This is a genomic window from Budvicia diplopodorum (assembly GCF_009800925.1).
Lineage (GTDB): Bacteria > Pseudomonadota > Gammaproteobacteria > Enterobacterales > Enterobacteriaceae > Budvicia > Budvicia diplopodorum.
On the sequence record NZ_WOYF01000008.1, the window covers coordinates 81,221 to 103,532 of the forward strand.

Consider the following 22,312-nt stretch of genomic DNA (forward strand, 5'->3'; position numbering starts at 1 on the left):
CAAATAAAAGTAGTAAATAGCATGAGCAGATATGAATTTGTTTCACACGTATTCTATCGTTGTCAGTATCACTTCGTCTGGACGCCAAAGTACAGGTACAAGATCTTTAACGGTAATATTAATGAAGAACGCTACCGATGTATGTATGTTTACTGGCGTAGGTTTAGACCTGTGGTGGATAAATATATGCTTTTAGCATTGGCGGCCATGTAATAAATAATAAAATGGATTATTCGTGGGTGGCCGGTGCGTGATGGAGTTTGGACTTGATTTAACCGGGAATAGAATAATGATGTCGAACAGGCGAGCTATAGGGAAAAAGAGGGGCGTAATCGCCCCCTTGGTTTCTATACTGCTGTAGTGTATTGACCGAACTTAAACAGGTCTAACGAGTTTTTAATATCCAGTTTAAACATAATATTATAGCGATGGACGCTGACCGTTTTGCTACTAATATTCAATCTGTCAGCGATCTCTTTGTTAGGTATGCCTTGGATTATCAGCTGTAAAATTTCACGCTCTCGGTTAGTGAGCATTGAGGTTTTATTGACCTTTTTGCAGCAGAGCTTGTTATTGGGTATACACTGAAACCCGTTCATTACCAGCTTAGAGACCATTGTCAGGGATTCTATGTCATGCGTGTTGTCAATAATCCCGTCTATACTGATATCCAACATATTAATTAGATTAGATTTTGAATTCTCAGATGATAAGCCAATGATTTTAATTTCAGAATTTTCATCGTAAATATCACTTACCAGCTTTTCGTTGTCACTATATATGAGGTTAATATTGATTAGAATAAGTTGAATTTCTTGTTTTTTGATTACATTAACAACGTCTGATGTTGTATGTAAAATGTCTACGATGTCATGATACCCGGTTGTTTTCAGTATTTCACTGATAGCAAAACATACTAGCTTGTTATTTTCGACAATTAGCGTCTTTACTTTTTCACTATTCATATTGAGTACCTATTATATATTTTTAATATATGTATTAATTTCAGTTAGTTGGCCCAGTAAACTGTTGAACATGTGATGGCGGAACCGTTAGAATTTTTTATAATTATATTGTATTGTCTTATTGTTTTTTAATTTTAACACGTTTTTCATGGCTTTATTATTTAACAATAATTCATTTGTTAATGGCTATAACCTCAATAGTTAAAACTTATAATTAACGCGATAAATATCGTTCATAAAGTAAGCTATTAAAGCAATCATTGATTGAATGTAATCACCAAAGATTATATTTAAGTGGCATTAATCTGATTGTATTAATAGATACACTCTCAGGTAATGCCATATATTGGAAATTATTTAACCAACCCAAGCAGCAGTAGAGGGTCTTCTATATTTTTAGGCGGACTGCTCTGGTTAAAGTCACAGTCGCCCGTACAGGTCACACCTGTCTGCTTATCGATACTTATCTCCTTATCCATATCAATTTTCCTATCACCGTTGCGGTTATCATCTTTCGTCGTTAGCGGAGTGATATTGTCGGTACTCTTTGGTAAATTGGCCGGGATTTGTGGCGATAATTCGGGGGCCGTTTCCTTTATTACGTTTATTTTTTCTTGGTTATCCGGTTTGTTATTCTGATTGGTCTGGTTTTTATCACTGCTATTAGCAAATCCTAAGGTGTCACTCAGGATATTACCGTCATCATTTTTTTCTAAGTTAACTTGGATATTAAATGCATTATTCACCTCACCCAGTTCGGAAAATACGCGAATGAGTAAAATCTTAAAGTTAAACTCAGCGTTTGCCTTATTGCTTAGCGTTTGGAAAAACTCCTGTTCCGAGTTTAATAAATCCAGCACTGAGCGGCGGTTAACTTTATATTGTTCATGGTAAAGATCTTTAACCTCCTGTGAGTGAATAATTCGTTGTGCATAGATAGCGGCCTGATTTTCTTGGCTAAGCGCTTCTTGATACATCTGGGAGACTTTAGTGGATAAATCTTCAATGGATTTTTCAATATTCCATCTGGCGCTTTCTACCCGCTGTGCAGCACCTTGGCTGCGATAGATCGAACCACCGCCGTCAAAAATATTACTATTAACGTTAAGCATCACTCTTGTGTCGTTTTCTCCGTTGGTCGAGGTCTTTCCCTGAACAACGGAAACCGTTAGCTCTGGCAGCCAGCTTTTTCGGGTATATTCATATTCCGCCTTGGCCGCGTCTTTGCTCACTTTTATTGCCTGAACCCTTGGGGAGCTGGCGATCCGCTCTCGCATATGGCCAGCCAGCTTATCTTTTAAAAATGCAATATCGGGAACCGAGAGTCCGTCGGGCTTTCGGCCGATCAGGATCAGGTAGTCTTCTTTTGCTGCTTCCAGCTGAGCCTTATAGTTTGACAGCTCTGCATCCAGTCCTTTAATCCGGACTTCGACCTGTTCAACATCGCCACGGCTGTCTACGCCACCGCTGGCTCGGGCCTGTGCAACCATGAGAATATTGTTATGTTCTTGATGATTGCGGTTGTTGATTTCAATCAGATCGCGATATTTAAGGATGTTCAGATAAACCTCGGCCACCTTTGATGACAGTATCTCTGACTCATCGACGGCATTAAACAGTTCCGAATCCTTGCTTGATTTCGCATAATCAACCCGATCGCCGGTCCGGCCAAAGTTAAACAGGCTTTGCTCTACCTTTACGGAGTAGGTCTGTCCGTTGCCGTCATCATCATCCCGTCCTAGCAGATCGTTACCGGAACTGAGCGATACGCTGGGCAGCCATCCGCTTTTAGCTTCTCCGACGGAGCTTTCTGCCGCGGCGACCTTACCTGAATAGTATTTGATGGTCGGTGAGCGGTTAACCGCCGTTTGTAAGGCTTCAGAGAGTGACTGTGCCATAACCATCGTTGATGTGGTGGCCCCGCAGCTTAGGCCTGCCACCAGCAAAAAATGCTTATATATATTCATTATCTTTCTCTCAGCGCTTCTTTCGCTTTATTCAGGGGTTTGATTAGATAGTCCAGCACGCTCTTTTGGCCGGTCTTAATATCAACGGTCGCTAGCATACCCGGTACAATTTCATGCAGCTTACCGTCGGATGTTTCCAGCGCGGCCCGGTCGGTGCGGACAAAAACGATATAGTGATACTGTTCTCGCCGGACAGGATCTTGGATGGTATCCGGCGATATTCGCTCCACGAGGGCATCCATGGTTCCGTAAATGGATGACTCATAGGCGCTGACTTTGACGATGGCCTTTTGCTTTGGATGAATAAAGGCGATATCCCGTGGATTGATCCGCACTTCAATCAGCAGTTGCTCTTCAGAAGGAACCACTTCCATCAGTTTTCCACCCGGCTCAAGTACGCCGCCCATGGTGGTAATCTGCACATCTTTGACGATGCCTTTAACCGGAGAAGTGACCACCATGCTGGCCAATTGGTCTTTACGCTGTATCAGTTGGAAGTAGATAGAGTCGAGCTCGTTTTTCTTTTTAACCAACTCTTCTTTGGCCTGTTCAAAATAGTGGTTACGGGCTTCGGAAATCTTGTTTTTGAACTCATTTTCTTCTCGCCTCAGCCGTAGTTCTTCTACTTGGCTAACCGCGCCCTTCAGGACTAACGGATGGACCAGATTAAGCTCATTTTGTGCCAGCTTCAGGCTACGTTGCAGACCGGAAATATTCTCCTCCAGACTACGGCGACGGGCGATAAGCAGCGACATTTCATGGTCAATCAGTACTTGGTTCTCTGCCAATAGCTGCGTATCGTTCAGGGTTTTGCTTTGGCCTGCGTCATATTCGCGCAGCAGGGCGATAAAATCGGGCGCGTCGGTTTCACCTTTAATTTCAGCGGTCAGACGGGCAATGCTGACCGCCAGCGCCTTAACCTTCGATCCAATTTCGTCGTAGCCCGCCTGAAAACGAGTGGCATCGAGAATGGCTAACTGCTGGCCAGCGCTGACGAAATCGCCTTCGCGGACCATCAGTTCACGAATAACGCCGCCGTCTCTGGCCTGAATGATTTGCGATCGGTTCCAGGTGATCACCGTACCTTGCCCGCTGGTGACTTCATCAAGCTGGGCGTAGTAGGCCCAGATAAACAGCACTAAACAGGCGGACAAAATTAGCCAGATAATTGTGGCGTTGCTACCGATGTTATTTTCGCTAATATCAATAGTCTTTTTCTTTTTAAACCAACTCATTTTATTGTCTCTACTATTGTGCTTTTAGCTTTTCCAAAACCCAGTCTTTGGGGCCATCAAGGACAATGCTTCCCTGATCCATAACGATAATTCGGTCTGCCAGCTGTAGCGGAGCCTGCCGGTGGGTGACCACGATAAATGTCTTGTCGGCGATATACGTGGCAAGGTTTTTCACCACGTGTTTTTCTAAATTTTCGTCCATGTTTGCCGTTGGCTCATCGAGGAACAGCACCTGAGAGTCCCGCAATAAGGTTCGGGCTAATAGCAGCGTTTGTTTCTGACCGCCCGACAGCCCCCGGCCGCCTTCCGCGATAGAGAGTTCAAGCCCTTGGCCGGTTTTTAATAGACTGGCAGCACCGGCCATGGATAACGCTTGCACAATGCTTTCGGCCGAAGTTTGCGGTTTTCCTAGTATCAGGTTGTCGCGGATGGTGCCATGAAACAGTTGGGCACCCTGTGGCAAGTAGGCGATATCGCGGCGAATATCATTGGCTGAAAGATCTTTCATGATCAGCCCGTCGAGCAATAGTTCACCTTCGGTCGCTTCGGCAATGCCTGACAGCAATCGCAGTAGGGTTGATTTTCCGGCACCGATAGACCCCAGAATCGCAATCTTTTCACCCGGGTTAATCTTCAGATCGGCAATATTCAGCACCATCGGTGCTTCCGGGTTGAAACGGTATTTGACGTTTCTTAAGCTGTAATTTCCGTTGATCCGATCGGTGTGTAACGTCTGGCTAAACTCCTTTTGGTCTAACGGTTTTTTAAGAAACTCATCAAGGCCGGTTTTAGCCATTTTGGCATGCTGCCAGCGGGTTAAAACCTGAGCTATTTGCCCTAAGGGGGCGACGGTTCGGCTAGACAGAATGGAGCAGGCAATGAGTGTACCGGTGGTAATATCATTGTTTATTACCAGATAAACGCCGATGGCGATGACGCTGATATAGACAAACTGCTGAATAAACTGGCACCAGTTGGTGACTAAGCTTGACCAGTGGCGCTGTTCCAGCGCGATCTGAGCCGTGGTGGTGTTACAGTTATTCCAGATGCGCAGGAAGCGCTCCTCTGACTGCATCAGCTTGATGTCTTCAAGCCCTTCAACGGTTTCGACCAGCATGGCATTGCGGATGGCGCTTTCTCTAATGCCGGCCTGTGAAAGCCGGGCCAGAGGCCACTGAGCGATCAGCCCGGGGATCACAATTAAGGGAATTGCCAGCAGGGGGGCAATTGCCAACCAGCCGCCAATATAGGCAATGACACCGATAAAAATCATGATAAAGGGCATATCAACCATCGCGATAACCGTGGTTGAGGTGAGCAGTTCCCGGATATGTTCGATTTCCCGCAGTTGGGCAATAAACGCGCCGGTTGAACTGGGGCGAGCGTCGTTTTTCATTCTCAGCGCCCGGGAGAAAAACAGGCCTGACATAAACAGATCGGTTCTTTTACCGATAGCGTCGGCTAAATGCCCACGGGCCAGCTTTAGCCCCATGTCCATGAGCAACGCAAGGGTTACACCAATAAATAGCACCCAAAGCGTTGAATAGGACTGTGCCGGAATAATGCGGTCGTAAACCTGCATGGAGAACAGGGCGCTGGAGAGCCCAAGAATATTGCCAAATAGTGAACCGGCGGCAATCTGCCCATAGAATTTTTTATCTTTAGCGATGAGCTGGAGTAGCCAGTTTTCTTTATAGGGTTTTAGAAAGTCGTCAACGCGACGGTCGTCACCGCGTTCTTTTGGGTAAATAAGCCAGAATCCGCCGTCCCGCAGGCCGTTAAGCTTTGCCAGATCGACCTGAGTTTTCACATCAGGTGAAATGCTGAAGGAGAGGGTAACCGTCTTATCATTAATGCCATAAACTACGGCGGCCTGATCGTTGGCCAGAGGAACTAAAATTGGGAATAGTAATGCCGGAACGGCTGCCAGCGATTGTTCAATCCTTTTACATTTTAATCCGATATGGGTAATTAGACTGTTTAATAACTCGTCGTTATTCCCGCCATTTTGCGTGATGTGCTGTAAATTATTCTGAGTAACGTTAATGCCGAGCTCTTTGGCAATAATAATGGCACAGTCGTTCCACGCGGAAAAATTCATCGTTAATCCTTTGAACTGTTTTATAACAATATGATTTTATTTTTAATAAAGGGGCGCTGAACACGCCCCTTTGGGAAGGATTATTAAATTACAGCCACGGTATTTTGTACCCAGACCTGTGCATCTTCATCTTTGTTGTAGACATACAGGTTGTACTCAACGCCGTTTTTGTTTGCTGCAGCAACGTTAGACCAGTTAGTCAGATCGAGATCGACCTTATCCTGACTATTGCCGCTAACAAACAGGTGCTTTTCACCGTTCAGCTTAATTAAATCGTCATACTGAAGATTTAAGGTATTCGCTGAAGTGGTGTTGAGATCGATTTGCTCGATATTCTTCAGTTTGCTCAGCGTGGCTGAATTGATGATGGCATCTTTATCGGCAAACATGACGGTATCAAACCCGTCTCCGCCGTCAATTGACGTGAACTTGTCTTTCATCACCATAACGGTGTCATCACCTTTACCAGCGGTAACGTTAGTTACGCCATGGCGGCCGTCGATAGCATCACTGCCGTCGGTGCCGTTAGCGGCCTGATAAGTACCCTCAACGAATTTGCCCGGAGCAGTAATATCGCCAGGCGTACCTGCGGCACGGAATGAGCCGTCTCCGTTATAGGTCCGGCTGTACAGGTTACCGCTGCCGGTGTTTGAGACTTCAGACCAGGTCACAGCAAAGCCACCGTCTGCTAAAGCAACAACGGAAGGTAATGAACAGGTACCGGCATCATTAACGCCTTTATCCGCATAGATTTCACCGGAAACGGCGTTGCCCGTAATGTCATATACGCGGGAAACAATGTGTGATTCGCCGTTGGTGGCCATCGATGCCCAAGTCACGACATAGTTGCCGTTTTCCAGTACGGTCAGGTCCATCGCGCCAACCAACGAATTCATCAGAACGCCCTGTGCGCCCTCAGTTTGTTGATTAACACGAATGGGTTGAGCATCAATTGGCTGTAGTTTATTACCAACCATTTCAAAGCGCTGCATCATGACATCGCCTTTATCGGTACCGGAGATGCGAGTCCAGGCTACGGCGATACTACCATCGGCCAGAGTGACAATTTTCGGTGCAACGTCGGCAGTATTACCATTAGCGCCAGAGTTTAGCGTATAGCCGTCAATCACAATTTTGCCGGTTTTGAAGTCAACTACCGAAATTTTCAGATCTACCGGATTATTCAGCAGTTGATCGATGCTCCAGTCTTTACAGCTTTGCTGCCAGACAACCGCATAGTTACCGCCACCGATGTCGGCACCGGCTAAACCTTGGCTATCGCTGCCCGGATTGGTACCAAACATAATGTTAGCAACCGCATCCAGTATTCCTGAATTGGTGCTGATATAGCCATTCTCAGACAGGAACCCGCCCATCAGGATATCGTGAGGGGTTTCTGTATTATCGCTGACTTTGACCAGATTGCCTTTGGCATCGGTTTCATAGCGCGAGCTGTACAGATTTGAGCCGCCGTCAAGCAGGTCAATATCGACAAAGGAGAGAAGGGTATCGGCCAGTGATTCAATCGGCTGAACGATCAGGCCCAGAACGCCTGCCGTGATGCTATTGATCAGAGAGCCGATAATTGGAATGCCTTTTAGGCCCAGTGCGTCACAGAAATCTTTGACAAAGCCTGAAACGTCGATACGGTCAGCCAAGCCTTCGAGATCCAGCAGTTGACGATAGCTAGAACCGGTGAAGATAACGCTGCCGTCTTCCATCTGAATAATGGATGAATCCAGCAGGCCCTGACCGCAAAGTGCGCCATATACGCGATTAGTCAGGCCGTTAACAAACAGGTCAACCATGGCTTTGAAATCGGTATCCGGCAGGATATTTAAAAAGTCGACCGTTTTCAGTGCAGTGGTCATGAAGTCTGCAATTGGGTTAACAATGCCTGAAAGGGTATTGGTAATCGCGTCAGCAATATTGTCCGGTAGCCACTCTTTCAGAGCGCCGTTCATACCACCAACGTCGTTGCTAGATTTAACTAACTGTGGACCACTGGTGATTTCAGTGCCGTTAGCAGTAAAACGCTGGAAAACCACGTCGTGACCGATGTAGGTGTTGCTGCTCTCATTCTTAGCATATAGAACGGTAATGGCGCCATCTACAGGAGATACGGCAACGTCGAAGTTGCTCATAAATGACTGATAAGAGCTGCCCGAGTAACCGTCAGCTATGCCTTTTTCGCCCAGCGTCATTTCTGACACGACTTGTCCATTCGCATCAAAGATTTTTACTTTAATGTCATAGAACTTAGAGCCAGCTACTTCAGCCTGCGGATAGGCAACCAAATAGCCACCGTTAGGCAATGCGCGGGTAATAGAAATCGGCGCATCAATCGTGTCATTGGTTTCAATCGCACGAATGTCGGCATTCATTACCGCCATATTATAAGGCTTACCCTGGAACGTGACATTGACCGTCTTTTGACTGTCAATCGCCGGTGCCGGGACTAAAGTCTGGATACCGAAGTTATGCGCACCGGCGGCCAGATTATCGATCTTAGCTTTCCACTGGCCATCGGCGCCGACCGTTGTGGTCGCAACAACTTTGTCGCCGTCCAGAATATTGATAACGGAGCCTGCTTTGCCCAAGCCGTGGATAGTTGGCGAGCTTTCTACCGTGGTAGAAGAGAGGTCCATCGCGTGTTGACCGTCGCTCATGCCCAGAATATTCACTTTAGACGATGCCGGAATTTTAAATTTGATCGTGTTAGCCAGATCGTCAGCCAGACTGATAACGCTGGTGCCCGGAATTAGTGCCGTGCCGCCGTTCAGCGTAATCTTGTAGTTTCCTTTTTCATCCGCTTTTACCTGATATTCAGCAACGCCGTCACCGTTAACATCCAGTTTAACCGTTGCGCCCGCTTCGGTTTTTCCGGTTACCGTAGTGAGATCCTGTGAGATAACCACGGATTGTGATTCCGGCGGTAGCGCATCAACGGTAATAGAGACCGGAGTGACTTTCTCTCCTTTGTTATTCATCAACCAAGCGGTAACAACTTGCCCATCAGCCAGAGCAACCGGGAAATTGAATGACCACTTACCGTTAGCATCGATCTTTGCGGTGTGATCGGATTTTCCGTCACCGTTGATGTCGATATAAAGCGTTCCGTTCGGTTGATCGCTGATACCTGTCAGGCTGGAACCGTTAGAACGATCGACCACCAACATGGTTGGATCGGTAAGGTTGGTTGGAGCAGGGTTCGCCGAACTGTTCGATCTTGAACCGTTGCCGTCGTTGTCGTCGTCAACGGCTAGTGCGATCAGACCGGCTACGGCGGCAGCGCCTAAGCCTAAAGCCACAAACATTCCGGTATTGTCATCGCTTTCACCGCCGGCAGCGGCTTCTGCAGCGCGCTGTTCGTAATACTCATTGCCAGCAATGATTTCTTTAAGTTGTTCTGGCGTATAGGCCGTTACTTCAGCTCCGTCCGCATAGATTTTCTCATCACCCAAAACTATCTGCTTTTCTGGGGCCCCTGAATTGGGTGCATTATCAATAGTCAGTGAACTTAAACTATTTTCCGTAGAGCCAAAGAAGTTATCTACGTTAATGACTTTGCCATCAGTGGTATTAATGACTAGCTTTGAGCCAGAGCGGCTCATATGGCTAATATTGGCATTATTGTTTTCAACAAACAGTCGAGTACCTGCGTTAGCGTCAATATTTACTGAACCGGATAACGGAACTTCCTGAACAGCTTGCCCTGCCTTTTGTACGAATAGTTTCATAGCCGTAACCTATATTTGAGGTGTAAAATTAGTTTCATTAATTAAATGCACTTGGCTTCCTTAGTGCTATTATAAAATTAATAGTCGGAATTGTGGTGTGCGGTTAATTCTGGTTTTCTACATGGAATGCAATGTTGTATTTTTTAATCGAATAAATCCTTTTCCTCCCTTAAAAAATGATAATGTTTTTCCTATTCAGCCAAATTTAACAAAAAGAGTATTTATTGCAAGATTAAATAAATGATAACGTCTAATATTTATATGTAAGTAAATAAAATCTTATTATTACTTATGTTTTATTTATAAGTGGTCATTTTGGTTATAAAGTATTTTGTTTTTGACGCTAACCATTAATGGTTATTTAATTTTAAATTATTAATCTATTTAATTCATTGTTTTTTAATGAATTATAATATATTTCGATTTTTTTGTATTTTATTGCAGATCGTGTGCTGTAAGGTTTTCGTTATTTAATTCCATATTAATTTTATTTTTCAACACAAAAAAATCTTAGATATTCCTAGGGGGGATGTTAGAAAACATAAATATAGAATATTTCTGCCGATAATTACATTGACATGACTTTTTCTCTAATTATACTTGCAGCGTCTTTTTGGATGATATTAGGTTTGATCAATTGCCAGCGCTTACTTTTAGTAAGTGTTGGATATGTTGTTTATATTTATTTGCTTATGCTACGTAAGTTTAAATTTATTAATCTTGAACTGATTCTATTCAGTTCATCATGTTTTATGTATCTAAAAACCTCTTTCTTCCTAAAAAGATTATGTCGATAGACATTCTATTTAACTTTTTAATTAAGGATTATTAATATGCGTGAATTAAATACTAATGAAATACAGGAAGTATCAGGTGCTGGTCTGTTTGGCGGCGAAAAAACTCTGGGTGATGCAGCCACCGGTGGCCTGATTGGCGCATGGTCAGGATTGTACTCTGGTATGTTCAACGGCGTTCGCCTTGGCGCAGAAGCCGCTGGTCCAATTTTTGCTCCAATCGGTGCCATTGTTGGTCTATTCCTTGGCCCAATTCTGGCCATTCCTGGTGCTATCAGCCACGGTGTTGGTTTAGGTAAAGATGCGGCCCTTAAAGGCGCAAACGATCTGGCTAACAACTGGTTTAACTTTACTAAGTAAGTAAAGGCTAACCTTATTCTGGGCCATTCTTGTAATGGCCTATTTATATAACAGTGCGTTAAACGTTATCTAAAGGTGTGCTGATGGGGCTGTTTCGCCAAGAAGCCATACAGGCTGAAAAACAGAAGTGGTTAGGCGGCGTAGTGCTAAGCACCCCGCTTAAGCTGACGTTTTTTACTTATTTTGTCAGCATCATTGTTATCTCCGTTTTGGCCTTTTTAATTTTATTTTCTTACACCCGCAAGCAAACCGTCACTGGGCAACTGGTACCGGATAAAGGGGTGATTAAGATCTACAGCCCGCAATACGGCGTGGTTATCGATAAAAAAGTGACCGAAGGCAGCCGGGTGCAAAAGGGTGATGTGCTTTATATTATTTCTGGGGAGCGAGATGCGCAAAACGCAGCGGGAACCCAAAAAACTATCAGCGCACAGATCCAGTCTCGTTTAGCTTCATTAAACGATGATTTAGTAAAAAACGATCGGCAGTTTGTGGCCGACCAAAAAATGCTAGAAAGCTATATTGTTCAGCTAAAGCAGCAGTTGGGCTGGTTAGATAAGCAGATTGTTAATCAAACTAAAATAGTCGGTCTGGTTCAACGCCGCCAGCAGCAATATCAAGACATTTATCAAAAAGAATTTATCTCTCGAGAACAGTATGAGCGGGTTAAAGAGGAGCTGCTTCAGCAGCAAAGTGCATTAACCAGCTATGAGCGCGACAGGATTAACACCGGCAAAGATCTGCTCAGCCGTCAGTCTGAACTAGAGGGATTGCTACTCAAGTCCGATCAACAGCGTTCAGCCATTGAACGCAATATTTCCGTCACTAAGCAAGAACTGGCCGAGAGCGAAGCCAAGCGTGAAATTGCTATTCAGGCTCCTCAGGCTGGAATTATCACGGCGCTGACCACCCAGATTGGCCAGTATGTTGATAATACGCGCCCTTTAGTGAGCCTGATCCCTGAAAACTCTCAAATGCTGGTTCACCTTTATGCACCCAGTAAGTCGGTCGGTTTTATTCAGGAAGGAAAAGAGGTATGGCTACGCTATCAGGCTTACCCTTATCAGAAGTTTGGCCAATATCGCGGCAGAGTACTATCCGTATCTAAGGTTGCCCTACCCCAGAATGAGCTTTCCAGCACGCGCAACGCGGCCAATGAGCCTTCTATCTATCAGATCATCGTAAAACCCGAATGGCAAACCATTTCTGTATATGGCAATGATAAAGACCTACAGCCCGGAATGGAGCTGGAGGCCGATATTACGTTAGATAAAAGAAAGCTTTATGAATGGGTATTAGAGCCTTTATTTAGCATGACTAAAAAATCAGCAGGTTAATTTTGGCCAAAAAGCAGGGAATAGACAGGGAATACCAGAATGAGTTTTGTGAGTAAAATTAATTTCGGCTTAGTCAGTCAGCGGCTACCGGCTATTATTCAGACGGAAACGGCTGAATGTGGGCTAGCCTGTCTGGCTATGGTTGCCGGCTATTATGGTTATAGCATCGATTTGGCTACTCTCAGGGGAAAATTCAGCGTTTCTCAAAAAGGCGTGAACCTGAGCCAGCTACTCACGATTTCCAGACAGATGAATCTGGCTAATCGCTCACTGCGCCTTGAGATGGAAGACCTGAGTAAGCTAAAGCTGCCCTGTATTCTGCATTGGGATTTTTCCCATTTCGTGGTGCTTAAAGCCATCAAGGGAAACCGGTGCATTATTCACGATCCGGCATTTGGTGCCCGCGAGCTAACGTTTCCAGAAGTCTCTAAATCGTTCACCGGCGTTGCGGTTGAGCTATGGCCGGATGAAGGATTCAAACCGGTACAGGCAAAACGCCGAGTCCGGTTCAGCGATCTGATCGGTAAAATTAGCGGGCTAAAAAGCAGCTTTATTCAGGTACTGGTTCTGGCGCTGGCTATTGAGGTGTTCGGGTTAATCTCACCCTTGCTCACCCAGTGGACCATCGACTATGTGATTATCTCGAATGATAAAGATCTACTGACTACGCTGATTGTTGGCTTTGGCTTCATGATGCTGGTTCAGCAACTGATCACGGCGGTCAGAGCTTGGGTGATGATGTATATCTCTACCTCGATCAGTTTACAGTGGCGCGATAGCGTATTTCGCCACCTGATGCGCCTGCCCATTAGCTATTTTGAAAAGCGTCACTTGGGCGATATTGTTTCACGCTTCGGTTCCATCGATGCCATTCAGTCGACGCTATCGTCCTCATTTTTTGTCGCCATTCTTGACGGCTTGATGACGATAATGACGCTGATCATGATGTACGTTTATAGCCCACTGCTGGCCACCATCAATCTCGTCACCATGCTGTTATATATTGTTGGCCGCATCCTATGGTATCGCCCGCTGCGAATGGCCACCGAAGAGCAAATTATTCACGGTGCTAAACAGCAAAGCCACTTCTTAGAGACTATTCGCGGCGTCAGAACGATCAAACTATTTCAACGCCAGAGCGAGCGCACATCGGACTGGCTGGCGCTGTTAGTCCGCCAGATCAATTCCGGCGTCAGGGCGCAGAAGCTACAAATTTACTACCAGCAGCTTAACGGCATTTTATTTGGCGCTGAGAATTTAGTGATTATGGCTCTGGGTGCCTCGATGGTGATGGAACAGACCTTCACCGTTGGCGTACTGATGGCCTTTATGGCCTACAAAGGCCAGTTCAGCAGCCGGGTTAGCAGTCTGATTGATAAGTTCTTTGAGTTAAAGATGCTCAGTATTCAGACCGAGCGTCTGGCGGATATCGTCATGACTCCGCCGGAAGCCGAGGTGGATTCCACCCAGTTGGTGACACAGACCACTCCGCCTCGCGTGGAATACCAGCAGGTTAGCTTTCACTACTCAGAGCATGAGCCTGATGTGATTAAAAACGCCTCTTTTGTAATTAACCCCGGTGAGAGCGTGGCGTTGGCCGGTGCTTCCGGCTGTGGAAAAACCACCTTAAGCCAACTGCTGTGCGGGAGTCTGGAACCGAATTCCGGTGACATCCTGATTGACGGCATTAGCCTGAGCAAGCTTGGTGTGGACAATTTACGCCGCTTTAGCGCCACGGTCTTGCAAGACGATGTGCTGTTTGCCGGTTCAATTCTTGAAAATATTACCTTTTTTGATCGCCAGGTTGATTTAGCGTGGGTGTACCAATGCGCGCAAATGGCGGCGATTCATCATGATATTGAACAGATGCCCATGCAGTACAACACGCTGGTGGGCGATATGGGGGGGGCGTTATCGGGCGGTCAGAAACAGCGGATTTTACTGGCCCGGGCGCTGTATAAAAGGCCGTTATTGCTAATTCTGGATGAAGCGACCAGCCATCTGGATGTGGATCTTGAGCAACGGGTAAACGGTGCGGTAAGCCAGTTAGCGATAACCAGGCTAATCATTGCGCACCGTCCACAAACGTTGGCGATGGTTGACCGGATTATTGTGATTGAAAACGGAACGGTATCTCAAGAGTTACTTCCCGCTCAGCTGTTCGGTACCCAACAAATCGACCAAGCGCCTGAATCCGTCGAACAGAAGGAGATAGGCGATGAATAAGCTGGCGTACGTTGGCGTGATTTATCTGGCCTGCGGCCCACTGAACGGCGTGGCCGCGAGTCAAGAGGCCATGATTAGCTTAGTCGACCGGCTATCTGAGCCGGTTTCGATAAATAGTGCAAAGCCGATAACCGATCGCTTTCCCCACGGACTGCCTGACCCATCCCTGACGCTGGAGCAGGTAAAAGTACCGCCAGCCGCTGAGCCGAGTAACGATATTTTACTGACCAAGCCGGAGCCCGTCAGGGAGGATTTTTGTCTGACTGACACGTCAGCCAAAACGTCGCTCAGCTTATATAACGTAGTGGCATTGGCCATATGTAATAACCCGAAAGCCAAAGAAACATGGTTAACCTTAAGCCAGTATCAGATTGCCAGAGACAAAAGCTACGCGGGCTATATGCCCACCGTCGATTTGAATTCATCGTTCAATCACAGTGAAAACCGGACCCACGTTGACCAACAGACCGTTGATATTGATAAAGAGTCATGGACGCACACGCTAGAGCTGAGCTGGCTACTGTTTGACTTCGGCCAGCGTGAAGCTGGCGTTGATAAGGCCAAAAGCGAACTACAGGCGATTGAATTACTGTCGCAATCATCCTTACAGGATATCGTTCTGGATGCGGCACAAAAATATTTTGCCGTGATTGCCGCACAGGCCTATCTGGATGCGGCCCGTGATATTGAGCTGATGTCTTATAAAAGCCTGCAGGTTACTCAGGGTAAGCATGCCTCTGGAATAGGGGAACTGGCCGACGAGCTTCAGGCGAAAAATGCCGCGCTTTCAGCGACAAACTATAGGATTAAGGCCGAAGGCGAACTGAATATTGCCATGGGGTCGCTGGCGTCAATTCTGGGTAAAGACATCACAAAAAACATCCGCTTTGAGAATAGTCTCCGCGATCCGTCAGCGCTTAGTTTGCAGAATATTAACCTGATGATTGGTAAAGCGCTGAACCAGCATCCGCAGCTACTGGCGGCGAAACAACAGATTGAAACCTCCGAGAAAGCGCTGTCTCAGGCCCAGCGAGGATTACTGCCTTCGGTCTATTTGACTTCCCGGATGGGTAACGACCGCCCTAAGTACGGTCCCGGCTATGAAACCGATGAATTCTATGTCGGCCTGAATGTAAAAGTGCCCATTTTTAGCGGTTTTAGCCAGTACAACGATATTCGTACCGCTCAAAATCGTCTGGATTCCAGTAAAAACCAGCTGTTACAGACTCAGCAGGATGTGGCACTGAACGTATGGGAGACCTATCAACGTCTCTCTACGGCACAAAATAATTTAGAAACTATGCGTGAGCTCGTGAAGTCTTCGCGCAGAGCCTATGACATTGCCCGAGGTCGTTATCAGTCCGGGGTGGGAAGTATTCTGGAATTACTGAATACCCAGAATAACCTTTCTGAAGCCGAAATGAATAACGTCAATATGTTAGTGGATTGGCATTTAGCCCGGCTGGGGCTAGCGTCTAGCCTTGGGCAATTAAGTATTTCTACGTTAGGGCAATAACGCTGAATGACAGTGAGATAGCTGGCTATCGACTGTAGATTTCAGTGAGTTTAGTAACCTGTTGGTCTATCTGTGAAATCTATTTTCATTTCCGGCCAATGCCAATGACCCTATTGGGCAAAGGCGATAAATAGCACGCACGATTAACCAATTATTCTGATTATTATGGAGGCGTTAATATGAAAAGGGGTTTGCCTGATTGTCCCTATTGCAGTGAGAAGCGCGGCGTTCGTAAGCATGGTAAAGCACGCTCGGGGCTCCAGCGATATTTTTGTTGTGAATGCCAAAAAACTTTTCAGGTTAAATATATTTATCATATGTATAAACAGAAAAGTGAAGAGCAAAAGCTTGATCGACCTATCCATGATGCGGTGGCGCTCTCTGATGTCTGTTGAGCGCGTTAATTAATTCGCCCGATTCTATTAATCGGTGGAAAAGAGCGTGATGCTTATTTTGGTTTTTCAGTTTAGTGATTAAAGCCAACTGGTCGACAGAGTTAATTCCTATAAGTTGGATAACATATTATTGAGCTTATAGAGCATTAAAGGTAGTCGCGGTAATGTTATCGTAATGAGCGCATCACCTTGAACGGTAGCGGGCAGATAATTGCCCGCTACCCCATACCCCATACCCCATACCATAGTCATATCGCACCGTGGAGCGATTATTTCCACGGTGCCAAAATGTCCTTTCTCCGGGTATGTTAGACAAACCCGATCTGATGCGCCGAATATTCATATTGCTGCTGAAAGTAAACGGCCTTGGGCGCGGTCGATTTTTATTGGTTGTTGTCTCTAGATTGTCATAATGAGTACTTTCTTGGCCTATCTAATCCAATCTGACTTAACAAAATAAAGTAAATCATAATGATATCATCCTCGACATCATACCTTATTGCACCTCTATATAATCAATTTACGATAGTTAACAGCAGATATTGGTATTTCTTTGACACCTTTTTATTTAATTACTTCTTGGATGTTTAAATTGGATTTAAATTATTTTATTTATATGACTCTAACTCTTTAATTTAAGCCAAAAGCTAATGTTAGATTTAAGTTCTGACTATTTGTCTATTATCGATCTTTGGTTCTGGTTTAAATGGAATAATTGAATTTATTATCCAATTCGTCTGGATTTTACGCAATTTTTCAGTATATTATACCAATAAATTCATATATTGCGATCTTATGGTTGAGTGAGTGCTTTTGTTATGTATAATTGCTCGTTACTATTAAATCTGGTTTTTATAAGCTAAAGAATGATTTTCTTGTTGGTTTTTATTAGTAAACCCCCGGTTTCGTTAGCGATTTACGTGCTATTAATTACGCTTTATTTAGATGTAAATAAAGATGAAATAGAACGTTAATTATATAAGTAACATGTTGTTAAATCATCAAGCTAACACACTCAATTATTAATGGATAAATAAAGGAATGATATGTCTAAATCGATATGGACGTTGACATTAGAACGATTCAGTTTGGAATCTAGAAAAACTAAGCAGAATAGAGCAACCAAACCCACCAAATTAGCCGCTGCAATTGGGCTTATTATTCTCGGTACCCATAGCGCGTTTGCACAAATTGTTGTCAATGGCTCTACGACTCATGCGGTTGCTGGTGTTACTGAAAATACCGGCAGCACCGCGTATACCTCTGCCGTAAAAATCTCTAATAATGGTAATTTTATTGCCGACGGAGGGCTAACGCTCTCAACTCAAGGCCAGAGTTCTAACGGCCTGTATATTGATGCTACCGGCGGCGCTGCGACCCTCACGGCCGGGAATCTTGTCATCAACACCGGCGGCTATGACGCACACGGTATTTTAGCTCTAAATGGTATTGCGACCGTTAACCACGGCAATATTACTACTCAGGGTTACCTTGCTCATGGTATTAAGACCAGCGGTACGGGAGCCCTGACCGGTGATAATCTGAATATTGAAACTCATGGTTATCAGGCCTATGGCGCTTATATCTTGAGTTCTGGTGCTACCCCGTCTAAGCAGACGCTCAGCAATACTACGATGACTACCTTCGGCGATGTGGCTTCTGCTATTCAAGTCGAGAATGGCGGCATTGCAGACATTGATAATATAGCAATTACTACCCATGGCTTTGGTGCTAATGGCGCATATGCCAAAGGGAGCGGCAGCCTGGCCGATCTTAATAATGGCAGCATCAGCACTAGCGGTGGCTATAGCCACACGCTTCATGCTAGCACCGACGGGAAAGTTGTTGCATCGGGTTTAGACGTTAGCACCACGGGAGATGTGGCTTTTGGTAGCTACACCGAGCAGGGCGGGCACGCTATATTCTCTGGCGGAAAGATTAAAACCACCGGCGTAAACAGCGACGGTGTTCGCGTGGCCTCTGCCGGTTCATCATTCAGTATTGACCATTCAACGGTTGAAACTCAGGGGTTATTATCAGCAGGAGTAAGAATCAAGGACACCACCGCCTCGGTTCAAGATTCCAAAATTACTACCCATGGTGATGGTGCCTACGGACTCGATGCGTTTAATTCAGGCAGCATTATCAATGCCAATAACCTGAGCATTAACACTTTTGGTGCAATGGAACCAACTGGAAATACCGCATCTGCCGTGGTTGCTGAGTTTGGTGGTGTTGTCAATTTGACCGGTGTGAGTTCAGTTCAAACTTCAGGTAATCATGCTATAGGCTTACTGGCCCAGGTAAGAGGTCTGGGTATAAATGACTCCGTGATTAATGCCGGCGATGGCGTTAACACCCTTCTTATTAGTACATCAGGTAAAAATGGGTTTGGCGTAGAAGCCTGTTCGCTGCACGGTGACGGGCTAGACTGCAGCAATAGTTTGCAGGACTTTACCGGAACGGGTGATATTGATCCAAGCAGCCAGTCCATTGTGAATATTGTCAAAGCGATAATTAGCACTTCAGGCCAGGATGCTTATGGCCTGTATAGCATTAGTCAGCAAGGCAAAATCGTCGGTAGCGACCTGAATGTGGTCACCAGCGGAGGATCGGCTCACGCCATTACGCTACTGCGCGGTGGCCAAGTTACGCTAACAGACAGCCAAATTCAGGCTCAGGGCAGTCAGGCCGATGGCGCGCGGATTTCCGGCGGAGTGATTAATGGTAGTACCGCCTTATTAACGCTTAACAATACCGTTCTGAAAAGTGATACGGCAAAGGGCATCTATGTTGAACCCGGCGACAGTATTATCTCTCTGAACCACAGCCAGTTAGTGGGTCGCGAAGCCGCATTATTGACCTCAACCGCCGGTAACACCTCGTTCAGTGCGGTTAATGGTTCTGCGATTCAGGGCGCAATCGATGCTTCATCTAACCTGAACGCTCAGCTCGATAATTCTCAATTGAGCGGTGATGTTATTTTCACCCCGGCGGCGAGCACGGATGCACTGACATTCACTGCAACCAACAATTCTGTCGTTACCGGTGGAATGACAAACGTAACTTCAGCGAACCTCAGTAATTCACAGTGGAATATGACGAAGTCATCGACCATTACTGGATTAACGAATGGCCTGCAGATTAATAATGGTCAGGTCCATTTTGTTCGTGATGGCGTGAACTATAAAACTTTAACCACCGGCTCATTAAGCGGCAATGGCCAATTTATTGTTAATACTGAGCTCAATGACGGTGGCACCAATACGCATTCAGATCTGTTACACGTCACGGGTAACGCCAGCGGTAGCTATCAGCTTCTGGTGAATAATACCGTAGGTACCGGCGCAAAAACCGTTAACGACGGTATTAAAGTTGCTCAACTGGACGGCGACACCACCGGAACATCGGTAACGTTGGCTAATCCTGTTACCGCCGGTGCTTATGAATACTTGCTGTATCAGGGCGGAGCTGACGATCGGGATGACTGGTACCTGCGTTCACAGGCTGCCTCAGATTCATCGCCTTCGCCGGTATCTTATAACCCATCAGTTCCGGGCTATGTTGTAGGCTCCTATATTAGTCGTATGTATGGATTTGATACGGTCGGAACCTTGCACGAACGCGTTGGCGACCAAGAAAATCTGCGTAAAAACGCAGAGTTTAATCAGGGAGCCTGGGGCCGAATCAGCGGTGGCCGAGTTAAGTCAGGCTCTGGCCGGTTTAACTACGATGCAGAAACCTGGTTTGCTCAGTTCGGGGGCGATTTATATCAGGCTTACAGTGAGTCAGGTGCCAGAACTCACGCGGGCGTTACCGCAACCGTTGGTCAGGTCACTACCAACGCGCAAGATGGTTCTCGCAGTCGTTACTTTGGGCGTGCTGTAAACACGGGTAATGTGAACTCAAAAGGCTATGGCGTTGGCGCATACTTTACTCGCTATACGGCAGACAGCTCTTACATCGATACGGTGGCTCAATATACCCATTATCACAACGACTACCGTAGCATTTATAGCGATACGGCCAGCCAAAGCGGTGACGGTATGACGCTGTCGGTTGAAATCGGTAAACCGTTTAAACATACCAGCGGATGGTTTATTGAACCTCAGGCGCAGGTGATATACCAATACTTGCACTTAGGCGACATCAATGACGGCGTTGCAGGGGTATCTGCGACTAACGATAGCTCAGGGATAGCCCGGTTAGGTGCGCGTATCGGCTATGACAGCGTAGCGACATCGAACGTACACCCTTACATCACCGCAGATTTGCTGAACGTTATTGGCCGTTCACCGGACGTGTCGGTGAGTAATACTACTTTCGATCAGAATTACAGCTCTCAGTGGGGCGAAGTCGGCGGTGGATTTACCGGCGATCTCACCAAGAACACCACTCTATATGCTGATATTAAATATAAGAAAGGTCTTGATGAAGATATGCACGGTTTCTCTGGCAACCTTGGTGTGAGAGTTAACTGGTAATTTTCTAAAACGGCTTAACCAGCGGTACGGCGTTTAGATTTGATGGTCTGAATCATGCCAACCCGCATCCTGCTTAAATCCGGCGAATATTCATTTTGCCGGATTTTTTTTATGCTCCCGGCGGTAGCGGTATTTTTTACTGATATTTCGTCCGTCACAAAAACACTGGCTACCAGCATCCGTGCCCTCATCAGATATACGTTTAACCATGAGATCTTTCTCCCATAAACGGGAAGTAACAGACTGAAACTACATGAAGGTTGTTCGAGACGGATCGACTATTTAATAAATAATCGGGTACACATTGAGGCGGAGTTTGAATCTGTTCTCTTATCGCACTTGTATAACGTAATGGTAAGAAACCCCGTATTCCGGCGTTTCTTATTGATGACAAACCCAACGGTTAATTATTTATTCTTCAACAGAGTTAATCCTAGGCCTCGATGAAAAGTTAATATTTTGACGTTTTTTTCGCGGACGAAGCTTACGCTGAAAGCAGATTAAACCTCGTTGTCAGCAACAACAAAACCCCGAATTACGGGGTTTTGTTGTTTGCATGTCGTCGTAAATTGATTGATGAACTCCAGTATACAGGTAGCGCGGTGAGGCCAATTAAAGAATCGAGAGATTAAGGGAATCAGGCAATATATTTAATTTCTGGCGAGCGACTAGAAATAAAAGTAACGAGAACCTATAACCTATTATTGGAACATAATTACCTTAACGACTTAATTGGTTAATTAATAATATTTCTATTTTAAGATAAAAATATTCTAGGATTTAATTCATATTTTAATCATGTAATGACTTCATTGTTCATTAAGAGTGAACATTAAAATTAATAATTATCTGAATTCTGTCGGTGTTTTTATATTAGCTCTATCGGTTTTAATCTATATCTTGGTTTTTATATCCTTAATATATATTTATTTTGGCATAAAAATATAATTTCATTCGTTAAATAATTGAATAAGCCTGATTGATGGGTTTTTATAAGGCTATAATCTATCTCATGTTTTTGGTGTGGGTCGCTTTAAGGATTAAATTATGATTAAGGAAATTGAGGGTTGAAAAACGGTAGCAAACAGTTCAATGTAGCACCTGTAGAGATAGCGGGTAACGCATTGATGCGTAGGTAAACTTATTTAGAAAATATTTTCGTAAATTTGATTTCAAGCCGTTTATATGAGCA

Annotated in this window: 11 protein-coding genes and 1 pseudogene; 7 read left to right on the plus strand and 5 right to left on the minus strand. The window is 45.3% G+C overall.

Features of this window, described 5'->3' with window-relative positions; genetic code table 11:
* Positions 1-21: 21 nt before the first annotated feature.
* Positions 22-153: pseudogene (locus GVI43_RS09715) on the plus strand (transposase); the annotation flags it as partial.
* Between the two features lie 194 nt (positions 154-347).
* Here GVI43_RS09715 and GVI43_RS09720 read toward each other — a convergent pair.
* The 5 genes from GVI43_RS09720 to GVI43_RS09740 all read right to left on the minus strand — a co-directional run bounded on the left by GVI43_RS09720 (position 348) and on the right by GVI43_RS09740 (position 10,008).
* Positions 348-965 carry a helix-turn-helix transcriptional regulator gene (locus GVI43_RS09720; RefSeq protein WP_159566668.1) on the minus strand — a complete coding sequence of 206 codons (618 nt, stop codon included), beginning with the start codon at positions 963-965 and terminating at the stop codon, positions 348-350.
* A 353-nt stretch (positions 966-1,318) separates the two neighbouring features.
* Positions 1,319-2,932 (minus strand): TolC family protein, encoded by a 1,614-nt coding sequence (locus GVI43_RS09725; protein ID WP_159566669.1) that lies wholly within the window; start codon positions 2,930-2,932, stop codon positions 1,319-1,321.
* A complete protein-coding gene (locus tag GVI43_RS09730; protein WP_159566670.1) occupies positions 2,932-4,167 on the minus strand; it encodes a beta-barrel domain-containing protein in 1,236 nt (411 codons plus the stop codon). Before GVI43_RS09730 ends, GVI43_RS09725 begins: the two co-directional genes overlap by 1 nt.
* A 13-nt stretch (positions 4,168-4,180) precedes the next feature.
* On the minus strand, positions 4,181-6,268 hold the full coding sequence (locus tag GVI43_RS09735) for a type I secretion system permease/ATPase (protein ID WP_159566671.1): 2,088 nt from the start codon (positions 6,266-6,268) through the stop codon (positions 4,181-4,183).
* A gap of 83 nt (positions 6,269-6,351) precedes the next feature.
* The gene (locus GVI43_RS09740) at positions 6,352-10,008 is read right to left on the minus strand and encodes an Ig-like domain-containing protein (RefSeq protein WP_159566672.1); all 3,657 of its coding nucleotides are present in this window, start codon (positions 10,006-10,008) and stop codon (positions 6,352-6,354) included.
* A gap of 833 nt (positions 10,009-10,841) precedes the next feature.
* On the opposite strand from GVI43_RS09740, the gene GVI43_RS09745 reads away from it, so the two are divergent.
* From GVI43_RS09745 to GVI43_RS09765, 6 genes are all read left to right on the plus strand, one after another.
* Positions 10,842-11,162, plus strand: a complete 321-nt coding sequence (locus tag GVI43_RS09745) for a hypothetical protein (protein ID WP_159566673.1) — start codon at positions 10,842-10,844, stop codon at positions 11,160-11,162.
* Positions 11,163-11,245: 83 nt separating this feature from the next.
* Positions 11,246-12,499 carry an HlyD family secretion protein gene (locus tag GVI43_RS09750; RefSeq protein ID WP_159566674.1) on the plus strand — a complete coding sequence of 418 codons (1,254 nt, stop codon included), beginning with the start codon at positions 11,246-11,248 and terminating at the stop codon, positions 12,497-12,499.
* Between the two features lie 39 nt (positions 12,500-12,538).
* Complete coding sequence (locus GVI43_RS09755; protein ID WP_159566675.1) at positions 12,539-14,725, plus strand: peptidase domain-containing ABC transporter; 2,187 nt, start codon at positions 12,539-12,541, stop codon at positions 14,723-14,725.
* Positions 14,718-16,241, plus strand: a complete 1,524-nt coding sequence (locus tag GVI43_RS09760; RefSeq protein ID WP_159566676.1) for a TolC family protein — start codon at positions 14,718-14,720, stop codon at positions 16,239-16,241. The genes GVI43_RS09755 and GVI43_RS09760 overlap by 8 nt, the downstream gene beginning before the upstream one ends.
* A 179-nt stretch (positions 16,242-16,420) precedes the next feature.
* The gene (locus GVI43_RS16070; RefSeq protein WP_425482141.1) at positions 16,421-16,636 is read left to right on the plus strand and encodes an IS1/IS1595 family N-terminal zinc-binding domain-containing protein; all 216 of its coding nucleotides are present in this window, start codon (positions 16,421-16,423) and stop codon (positions 16,634-16,636) included.
* 1,046 nt (positions 16,637-17,682) lie between these two features.
* Positions 17,683-21,120 carry an autotransporter outer membrane beta-barrel domain-containing protein gene (locus GVI43_RS09765; protein WP_159566677.1) on the plus strand — a complete coding sequence of 1,146 codons (3,438 nt, stop codon included), beginning with the start codon at positions 17,683-17,685 and terminating at the stop codon, positions 21,118-21,120.
* Positions 21,121-22,312 lie beyond the last annotated feature (1,192 nt).